This is a genomic window from Pseudomonas donghuensis, assembly GCF_000259195.1.
Lineage (GTDB): Bacteria > Pseudomonadota > Gammaproteobacteria > Pseudomonadales > Pseudomonadaceae > Aquipseudomonas > Aquipseudomonas donghuensis.
Window position 1 is genome coordinate 260,837 of the sequence record NZ_JH650758.1, and the last position, 9,960, is coordinate 270,796.

General features: G+C 63.6%; 7 protein-coding genes and 1 pseudogene. 7 read left to right on the forward strand and 1 reads right to left on the reverse strand.

Annotated elements, in window-relative coordinates:
* Positions 1 to 65: 65 nt before the first annotated feature.
* Both UW3_RS30180 and UW3_RS30185 read left to right on the forward strand, forming a co-directional pair.
* Positions 66 to 1,097: pseudogene (locus UW3_RS30180) on the forward strand (cache domain-containing protein); the annotation flags it as partial.
* A 132-nt stretch (positions 1,098 to 1,229) separates the two neighbouring features.
* The gene (locus UW3_RS30185) at positions 1,230 to 1,958 is read left to right on the forward strand and encodes a methyl-accepting chemotaxis protein (RefSeq protein WP_420220025.1); all 729 of its coding nucleotides are present in this window, start codon (positions 1,230 to 1,232) and stop codon (positions 1,956 to 1,958) included.
* Positions 1,959 to 2,048: 90 nt separating this feature from the next.
* On the opposite strand, the gene UW3_RS0105820 is transcribed toward UW3_RS30185, so the two are convergent.
* A complete protein-coding gene (locus tag UW3_RS0105820) occupies positions 2,049 to 3,089 on the reverse strand; it encodes a threonine aldolase family protein (RefSeq protein ID WP_010221353.1) in 1,041 nt (346 codons plus the stop codon).
* Positions 3,090 to 3,343: 254 nt separating this feature from the next.
* On the opposite strand from UW3_RS0105820, the gene glyA reads away from it, so the two are divergent.
* The 5 genes from glyA to UW3_RS26565 form a co-directional block, all read left to right on the forward strand.
* Entirely contained in the window at positions 3,344 to 4,597 is a 1,254-nt protein-coding gene (glyA, locus tag UW3_RS0105825) for a serine hydroxymethyltransferase (RefSeq protein ID WP_010221354.1), read from the forward strand.
* 20 nt (positions 4,598 to 4,617) lie between these two features.
* Positions 4,618 to 5,868, forward strand: coding sequence for a sarcosine oxidase subunit beta family protein (locus tag UW3_RS0105830; RefSeq protein WP_010221355.1), 1,251 nt, complete (start codon positions 4,618 to 4,620; stop codon positions 5,866 to 5,868).
* Positions 5,869 to 5,882: 14 nt separating this feature from the next.
* A complete protein-coding gene (locus tag UW3_RS0105835) occupies positions 5,883 to 6,212 on the forward strand; it encodes a sarcosine oxidase subunit delta (protein ID WP_010221356.1) in 330 nt (109 codons plus the stop codon).
* Complete coding sequence (locus UW3_RS0105840; protein WP_010221357.1) at positions 6,209 to 9,226, forward strand: sarcosine oxidase subunit alpha; 3,018 nt, start codon at positions 6,209 to 6,211, stop codon at positions 9,224 to 9,226. Before UW3_RS0105835 ends, UW3_RS0105840 begins: the two co-directional genes overlap by 4 nt.
* Before the next feature lie 137 nt (positions 9,227 to 9,363).
* Positions 9,364 to 9,960 (forward strand): sarcosine oxidase subunit gamma (locus UW3_RS26565; protein WP_010221358.1); only part of this gene is annotated, 597 nt, incomplete at its 3' end.

Consider the following 9,960-nt stretch of genomic DNA (forward strand, 5'->3'; position numbering starts at 1 on the left):
TATTTACCCAGGGGAAATACATGCAGTTCTGGCGGCGCAGTATCCAGTGGCAATTGATCGCAAGCATGGGCGCAGCGCTGTTGCTGAGCATTCTGATCGTGGTCGGCATCTACAGCGTGGCGGTCAATCGGCTGACCGAGCGCTACCTGGTCGACACCGCCTTGCCGGCGAGCATTGAGGCGATTCGTAACGACATCGAACGCATGCTTGGCCGACCGTTGACGGCGGCGGCCGACATTGCCAGCAACACGTTGCTGCGCGATTGGCTGGCGGCGGGGGAAGACAGCGCCCAGGCGCCGCAATTTATCGAGTACCTCGAAGCCCTGCGCAAACAGAACCATGCCTTTACCGCGTTGTTTGCCGCTACAGCGAGCAACCACTATTACAACGAGAAAGGCCTGGACCGCACCCTCAGCCGCAGCAACCCGGCGGATAAGTGGTTTTTCGGCTTTATCGACAGTGGCAACCCGCGCCTGCTGAACATCGACACCGACGGCAGCACCGGCGAACTGGCGCTGTTCATCGACTATCGGGTGGAGAAAGCCGGCCAACTGGTGGGTATCGCCGGGCTTGGCCTGCGTATGACCGAACTCTCCGAATTGATCCACAACTTCAGCTTCGGCGAACGTGGGCGGGTGATGCTGGTGCGCGGCGACGGTTTGATCCAGGTGCATCCGCAGTCGGCGTTCAGCGGTAAGAAGCAGCTTGCCGAGCAGATCGGTGGCGAGGCTGCCAAGGTGGTCCTGAGCCGTGAACAGGGCCTGCACAGTAGCCGCTTCGAGCGCGATGGCGAGGGCTATCTGGCCCTCAGCCTACCGCTGCGTGACCTCAACTGGACCCTGGTCGCCGAGGTGCCAGAAGCACAGATCTATGCCCAGGTGCGTGAGACCGTCTGGCTGACTAGCCTGATTGGTGCAGCGGTCGCGCTGGTATCGCTGTTGCTGGTGGTGCTGCTGGCACGCGGCATCGTCCGTCCCATCCGCCGCGTGACCGGCGCCTTGATGGCCATCGGCAATGGCGGCGGCGACCTGACCCAGCGCCTGGACGAAAACCGCGCTGACGAGCTGGGCGACCTGGCCCGTGGTTTCAACCGTTTTCTCGACAGCCAGCGTGACTTGATCGGCGAAGTGTTGAACACCAGCGAACGCTTGCGCGCGTCGGTGGCGCAAGTGACGCAAGTGGTGGACAACACCGCCGAACGCTCCGGCCGCCAGCAGGAAATGACCGAAATGGTCGCCACTGCCGTGCATGAGATGGGCCTGACCGTTCAAGACATAGCGCAGAATGCTGGCAACGCCGCCGTGGCGTCGGAAACCGCGCGCAGCGAAGCGCTGCAGGCCCGCGAAGTGGTGCGCCGCTCAATTGCCCATATCGAGGGCATGTCCGACGAGATTGGCCAGGCGGCCAGTGCGGTGAGTGAACTGGCGACGGAAGTCGCCTCGATTGACGAAGTCTTGGCGGTGATCCGCAGCATCTCCGAGCAGACCAACCTGCTGGCGCTCAACGCGGCCATCGAGGCGGCGCGGGCGGGCGAGATGGGCCGCGGCTTTGCCGTGGTCGCTGACGAAGTACGGACCCTGGCGCGGCGTACCCAGGTATCCACCGATCAAGTGCAGCAGATGATCCTGCGCCTCAAGCATGGCGCGGGCAGTGCGGTCGCGTCGATGCAGGCCGGCCAGGCAGCGACCGGAACGGGGGTGGAGTCGAGCCAGCAGACCGGCGCTTCGCTGGGCACCATCACCGATCAGGTCGAGCACATCAGTGACATGAACCATCAGGTGGCGACGGCGACCGAAGAGCAGTCGGCGGTCACCGAGGAGATCAACCGCACCGTGCAGGGGATATCCGACCTGGCGCGGGAGACGGCGGTGGATGTGCAGGGCTGTCGGCAGGAGTGTCAGGCACTACGCGGCTTGGCCGATGATCTGGCGCGGCAGATGGGTGGGTTCAGGCTTTAAATCGGGGGTGAGTTCATCGCTGGCAAGCCAGCTCCCACAAGTAAGGTGCATGCCGTACCTGTGGGAGCCGGCTTGCCGGCGATGGCGTCGTCAGGCGCCCATTACCGCACGAATATCCGCCGCCAGCTCACGTACCCGCGCTTCTTCGGTGTCCCACGAGCACATGAACCGCGCGCCACCGCTACCGATAAAGGTGTAGAAACGCCAGCCCTTGTTGCGCAAGGCTTCCAGCGCCGGTTCCGACATCTGCAGGAACACGCCGTTGGCCTCCACCGGGAACATCAGCTCAACCCCTGGCACATCGCGCACCAGCTCGCAGAGCAATTGCGCGCAGCGGTTGGCATGCACGCCATGGCGCAGCCAGGCGCCGTCTTCCAGCAGGCCGACCCAGGGCGCCGAGAGGAAGCGCATCTTCGATGCCAGTTGCCCAGCCTGCTTGCAGCGGTAGTCGAAGTCTTCGGCCAGCTGGCGGTTGAAGAACAGGATCGCCTCGCCCACCGCCATGCCGTTCTTGGTGCCGCCAAAGCACAGCACATCGACCCCGGATTTCCAGGTCAGCTCAGCCGGCGTGCAGCCAAGGAATGCGCAGGCGTTGCTGAAGCGCGCGCCGTCCATGTGCAGGTTCAGGCCCAGTTCCTTGCAGGTGGCGCTGATCGCCTTGAGTTCGTGCGGGCGATAGACGCTACCGACCTCGGTGGCCTGGGTGATGGTCACCACGCGCGGTTTGGGGTAGTGGATGTCCTGGCGCTTGAGCGCCACTTCGCGGATCGAGTCGGGGGTCAGCTTGCCGGCTTCGCTGCGTGCGGTAAGCAGCTTGGAGCCGTTGGAGAAGAACTCCGGCGCACCGCATTCGTCGGTCTCGACGTGGGCGGTCTCCGAGCAGATCACGCTGTGATAGCTCTGGCAAAGCGACGACAGCGCCAGCGAGTTGGCCGCGGTGCCGTTGAAGGCGAAGAACACTTCGCAGTCGGTTTCGAACAGTTTGCGGAAATACTCCGAGGCGCGTGCCGTCCATTGGTCGTCGCCGTAGGCGCGCTCATGGCCCTGGTTGGCTTTTTCCATGGCGGCCCAGGCTTCCGGGCAGATACCTGAGTAGTTGTCGCTGGCGAATTGCTGGCTTTGATCTGTCATGACACTTTCCTGTGAACGACGCAGGTGAGCACTCTAAACCAAGTTCCGGGTGGCCGCCTATCGCTGGCAAGCCAGCTCCCACAGTGACCGTGTGGGAGCTGGCTTGCCAGCGATGCAGGCGACATCGGCCCCCATGTCGTAAACGCACCTTTGCGTGGCGTCCGTAGGCATCTGGGCTGTCTGCGTCGGTCATACCATCGCTGAAAAGGGCAATTGCCCGACAAGAACCGATGCCGCTGCCGGGAGAAACTGCGATGTTCAGCAAGCAAGACCAGATCCAGGGTTACGACGATGCACTGCTGGCGGCGATCAATGCCGAAGAGCAACGCCAGGAAGATCACATCGAGTTGATCGCCTCGGAAAACTACACCAGCAAGCGTGTCATGCAGGCCCAGGGCAGCGGCCTGACCAATAAATACGCCGAAGGCTACCCGGGCAAGCGCTATTACGGCGGTTGCGAGCATGTGGATAAAGTCGAGCAACTGGCCATCGACCGCGCCAAGCAGTTGTTCGGCGCCGATTACGCCAACGTCCAGCCGCATTCCGGCTCCTCGGCCAACAGCGCCGTGTACCTGGCCCTGCTGCAGGCTGGCGACACCATTCTGGGCATGAGCCTGGCCCACGGCGGCCATCTGACCCACGGTGCCAAGGTGTCGTCCTCGGGCAAGCTGTACAACGCCGTGCAGTATGGCATCGACACCAGCACCGGGCTGATCGACTACGACGAAGTCGAGCGCCTGGCGGTGGAGCACAAGCCGAAGATGATCGTCGCCGGGTTCTCGGCCTACTCGAAAACCCTCGATTTCCCACGCTTTCGTCAGATTGCCGACAAAGTCGGTGCCTACCTGTTCGTCGACATGGCTCACGTTGCCGGTCTGGTGGCCGCTGGCCTGTACCCCAACCCGCTGCCGTACGCTGACGTGGTCACCACCACCACCCACAAGACCCTGCGCGGCCCGCGCGGCGGCCTGATCCTGGCACGCAGCAACGAAGAGATCGAGAAAAAACTCAACGCCGCGGTATTCCCCGGCGCCCAGGGCGGCCCGCTGATGCACGTGATCGCTGCCAAGGCGGTGTGCTTCAAGGAAGCGCTGGAGCCTGGCTTCAAGACCTATCAGCAGCAAGTGATCGACAACGCCCAGGCCATGGCCGAGGTGTTCGTCAAGCGTGGCTATGACGTGGTCTCCGGCGGTACCGACAACCACCTGTTCCTGGTCAGCCTGATTCGCCAGGGCCTGACCGGTAAAGATGCCGACGCCGCCCTGGGCCGCGCCCACATCACCGTCAACAAGAACGCCGTGCCCAACGACCCACAGTCGCCGTTCGTCACCTCCGGCCTGCGGATCGGCACCCCGGCGGTCACCAGCCGCGGCTTCAAGGTCAGCCAGTGCGTGGAACTGGCCGGTTGGATCTGCGACATCCTCGATAACCTCGGTGATGCCGATGTCGAGGCCGATGTTGCGAAGAACGTGTCGGCACTCTGTGCAGATTTTCCGGTTTACCGCTGAGTGGTCCAGGAGTAAAGACTATGCAACGTTACTCAGGCTTCGGCCTCTTCAAGCACTCGCTCAGCCACCATGAAAACTGGCAGCGCATGTGGCGCACGCCCACCCCGAAAAAAGTCTACGACGTGGTCATCGTCGGTGGTGGCGGGCACGGCCTGGCCACCGCCTACTACCTGGCCAAGGAACATGGCATCACCAACGTGGCAGTGGTCGAGAAGGGCTGGCTGGGTGGCGGCAACACCGCGCGCAACACCACCATCGTCCGCTCCAACTACCTGTGGGACGAGTCGGCGCACCTGTATGAGCATGCGATGAAGCTCTGGGAAGGGCTGTCGCAGGACATCAACTACAACGTGATGTTCTCCCAGCGCGGTGTCTACAACCTGTGCCACACCTTGCAAGACATGCGTGATTCCGAGCGCCGGGTCAGTGCCAACCGTCTCAACGGTGTCGATGGCGAGCTGCTCAACGCCCGGCAGGTGGCCGAAGAGATCCCTTACCTGGACTGCTCGAAGAACACCCGCTACCCGATCATCGGTGCCACCGTGCAACGGCGTGGCGGCGTTGCCCGTCACGACGCCGTGGCCTGGGGCTTTGCCCGCGCCGCCGACGCCCTGGGCGTGGACCTGATCCAGCAAACCGAAGTGATCGGCTTTCGCAAGGAAAACGGCGTGGTCATCGGGGTCGAGACCAACAAGGGCTTTATCGGCGCCAAGCGTGTTGGCGTGGTCACGGCCGGTAACTCCGGACACATGGCCAAGCTCGCCGGCTTCCGCTTGCCGATCGAGTCGCATCCGCTGCAGGCACTGGTGTCCGAGCCGCTCAAGCCAATCATCGACAGCGTGATCATGTCCAACGCCGTGCATGGTTACATCAGCCAGTCGGACAAGGGCGACCTGGTCATCGGCGCCGGTATCGACGGCTGGGTCGGCTATGGCCAGCGCGGTTCGTACCCGGTGATCGAGCACACCCTGCAGGCCATCGTCGAAATGTTCCCGATCCTCTCGCGGGTACGCATGAACCGCCAGTGGGGCGGCATCGTCGACACCACGCCGGACGCCTGCCCGATCATCTCCAAGACCCCGGTGAAGAACATGTTCTTCAACTGCGGCTGGGGCACCGGCGGCTTCAAGGCCACCCCGGGCTCGGGCAACGTGTTTGCCGCAAGCCTGGCCAAGGGCGAAATGCACCCGCTGGCCAAACCCTTTTCCATTGACCGTTTCCACAACGGTGCACTGATCGACGAACACGGCGCCGCCGCTGTCGCCCACTAACAGGAGAAATCCCCATGTTGCATATCTTCTGTCCCCACTGCGGCGAGCTGCGCTCCGAAGAGGAGTTCCATGCCGCAGGCCAGGCGCACATTCCCCGGCCGCTGGACCCCAACGCCTGCTCCGACGAGGAGTGGGGCGACTACATGTTCTTCCGCGACAACCCCCGCGGCCTGCACCACGAGCTGTGGATTCACGCCGCCGGTTGCCGCCAGTACTTCAATGCCACGCGTGACACGCTGACCTACGAAATTCTGGAAACCTATCCGATCGGCGCCACGCCGCAGGTCACCGGCAAAAGCACCAGCCCGCAGTTGGCAGTCAGTGGTCAGGGAGAAAAGGTATGAGCCAGGTCTATCGCCTGTCCAATGGTGGTCGCATCGACCGCAGCAAGGTTTTGAACTTCACCTTCAACGGCCAGACCTACCAGGGTTTTGCCGGTGACACCCTGGCCGCGGCACTGCTGGCCAACGGCGTCGACATCGTCGGGCGCAGCTTCAAGTACTCGCGCCCCCGCGGGATCATCGCCGCAGGCTCCGAAGAGCCCAACGCCATCCTGCAGATCGGCGCCACCGAAGCCACCCAGGTGCCCAACGTGCGCGCCACCCAGCAGGCGCTGTACGCCGGCCTGGTCGCCACCAGCACCAACGGCTGGCCGAATGTGAACAACGACGTCATGGGCATTCTCGGCAAGGTCGGCGGCAAGCTGATGCCGCCGGGCTTCTACTACAAGACGTTCATGTACCCGCAGTCGTTCTGGATGACCTACGAGAAGTACATCCGCAAAGCCGCAGGCCTTGGCCGGGCGCCGCTGGAAAACGACCCGGACAGCTACGACTACATGAACCACCACTGCGACGTACTGGTGGTGGGCGCAGGCCCTGCCGGCCTGGCCGCAGCATTGGCCGCTGGCCGCAGCGGCGCGCGGGTGATCCTCGCCGATGAACAGGAAGAGTTCGGCGGCAGCCTGCTCGACAGCCGTGAAACCCTCGATGGCAAACCGGCCGCCGACTGGGTCGCGGCAGTCGTGGCCGAGCTCAAGGAATTGCCGGAAGTCACCCTGTTGCCACGGGCGACGGTCAACGGCTACCACGACCACAACTTCCTCACCATTCACGAGCGTCTGACTGACCACCTCGGTGATCACGCGCCGATCGGCCAGGTGCGTCAGCGCATGCACCGGGTACGCGCCAAGCGTGTGGTGCTGGCGACCGGCGCCCATGAGCGGCCGCTGGTGTATGGCAACAACGATGTGCCGGGCAACATGCTTGCCGGTGCGGTATCGACCTACGTGCGCCGTTACGGCGTGGCGCCGGGGCGCAAGCTGGTGCTGTCGACCAACAACGACCATGCCTATCGCGTGGCCCTGGACTGGCACGACGCCGGCCTGAAAGTGGTCGCCGTCGCCGATGCCCGCCACAACCCACGTGGTTCACTGGTAGAGGAGGCGCGGGCCAAAGGCATCCGCATCCTGACCTCCAGCGCGGTGATCGAGTCCCGTGGCAGCAAGCACGTCACCGCTGCCCGTGTGGCCGCCATCGACGTCAAAACCCATAAAGTCACCAGCCCCGGCGAGTGGCTGGACTGCGACCTGGTGGCGACCTCCGGCGGCTACAGCCCGGTGGTGCACCTGGCTTCGCACCTGGGCGGCAAGCCGATCTGGCGTGAAGACATCCTCGGTTTCGTGCCGGGTGAAGCGCCGCAGAAACGTGTGTGCGTGGGCGGCATCAACGGTGTGTTCGCCCTCGCCGACACCCTCGCCGATGGTTTTGAAGGCGGCGTGCGCGCCGCCACCGAAGCCGGCTTCAAGGCCGCGCTGGGGGTGATCCCGAAAGTCCTGGCGCGTCAGGAAGAGCCCACGGTGGCGCTGTTCCAAGTGCCCCACGACAAGAACACCGCACGGGCGCCGAAGCAGTTCGTCGACCAGCAGAACGACGTCACCGCCGCGGCCATCGAACTGGCCACCCGCGAAGGCTTCGAGTCGGTCGAGCACGTCAAGCGCTACACCGCCCTGGGCTTTGGTACCGACCAGGGCAAGCTCGGCAACATCAACGGCCTGGCGATTGCCGCCCGCTCCATGGGCATCACCATCCCGGAAATGGGCACCACCATGTTCCGCCCCAACTACACGCCGATCACCTTCGGTGCGGTGGCGGGCCGGCACTGTGGCCACCTGTTCGAGCCCGTGCGCTTTACCGCCCTGCATGCCTGGCATGTGAAGAACGGCGCCGAGTTCGAAGACGTTGGCCAGTGGAAGCGCCCGTGGTACTTCCCGCGCAACGGCGAAGACATTCATGCCGCCGTGGCCCGTGAATGCAAGGCGGTGCGTGACAGCGTCGGCCTGCTCGATGCCTCGACCCTGGGCAAGATCGACATCCAGGGTCCGGACGCGCGTGAATTCCTCAACCGCATCTACACCAACGCCTGGACCAAGCTCGACGTCGGCAAGGCCCGCTACGGCCTGATGTGCAAGGAAGACGGCATGGTCTTTGACGACGGCGTCACCGCCTGCGTCGGCGATAACCACTTCATCATGACCACTACCACCGGTGGCGCGGCGCGGGTGTTGCAGTGGCTGGAGATCTACCAGCAGACCGAATGGCCAGACTTGAAGGTGTACTTCACCTCGGTCACCGACCACTGGGCGACCCTGACCCTGTCGGGCCCCAACAGCCGCAAGCTGCTCAGCGAAGTGACCGATATCGACCTGGACAAGGACGCCTTCCCGTTCATGACCTGGAAGGAAGGCCTGGTCGGCGGTGTGCCGGCGCGGGTGTTCCGCATTTCGTTCACTGGCGAGCTGTCGTACGAAGTCAACGTCCAGGCCAACTACGCCATGGGCGTGCTGGAGAAGATCGTCGCTGCCGGCAAGCAATACAACTTGACTCCGTACGGCACCGAAACCATGCACGTACTGCGGGCCGAGAAGGGCTTCATCATCGTCGGCCAGGACACTGACGGCTCGATGACCCCGGACGACCTCAACATGGGCTGGTGTGTCGGCCGTACCAAACCGTTCTCGTGGATCGGCTGGCGCGGGATGAACCGCGAAGATTGCGTGCGCGAGAACCGCAAGCAACTGGTCGGGCTCAAGCCGGTCGACCCGAACACATGGCTGCCCGAAGGCGCGCAACTGGTGTTTGACCCGAAACAACCGATCCCGATGGACATGGTCGGTCACGTTACTTCCAGCTACGCCAGCAACTCCCTGGGGTATTCGTTCGCCATGGGCGTGGTCAAGGGCGGGCTCAAGCGCATCGGCGAGCGGGTCTACTCGCCCCAGGCCGATGGCAGCGTGATCGAGGCGGAGATCTGTTCTTCGGTGTTCTTCGATCCGAAGGGCGAGCGGCAGAACATCTAACGCAAGGTTGATGCAGTACCTGTGGGAGCGGGCTTGCCCGCGATGCAAGGCGAAGCCTTGCGGGGCTCCCATCGCTGGCAAGCCAGCTCCCACAGGGATCGCGTTACCAGGTCCACAGAATTCAAGGCAGGTGTGTAATGAGCACGATCAACGTCTACCAGCAACGCCCCGGCAACGACGCCAAGGCTGAAACACCACTGCACCATGCCGACCTGCCCAGCCTGGTCGGCAAGGGCCGCAAGAACGCCGGGGTGACCCTGCGCGAGAAAAAACTCCTCGGCCACCTGACCATTCGTGGCGATGGCAAGGATCCGGCCTTCGCCGGCGGCGTGTTCAAGGCCCTGGGCCTGGAGCTGCCGGTGGCCCTGACCGTGGTCGCCAACGGCGAGACATCGCTGCAATGGCTGGGCCCGGATGAGTGGCTGCTGATCGTTCCCGGCGGCGAGGAATTTGCCGTCGAGCAAAAACTGCGCGATGCCCTCGATGGCCTGCACATTCAAATCGTCAACGTCAGCGGCGGGCAAACCCTGCTGGAACTGAGCGGCCCCAACGTGCGCGACGTGCTGATGAAATCCACCAGCTATGATGTCCATCCAAATAACTTCCCGGTGGGCAAGGCGGTCGGCACGGTGTTCGCCAAGTCGCAACTGGTGATCCGCCGTACCGGTGAAGAAACCTGGGAGCTGCTGATCCGCCGCAGTTTCTCCGATTACTGGTGGCTGTGGCTGGGGGGC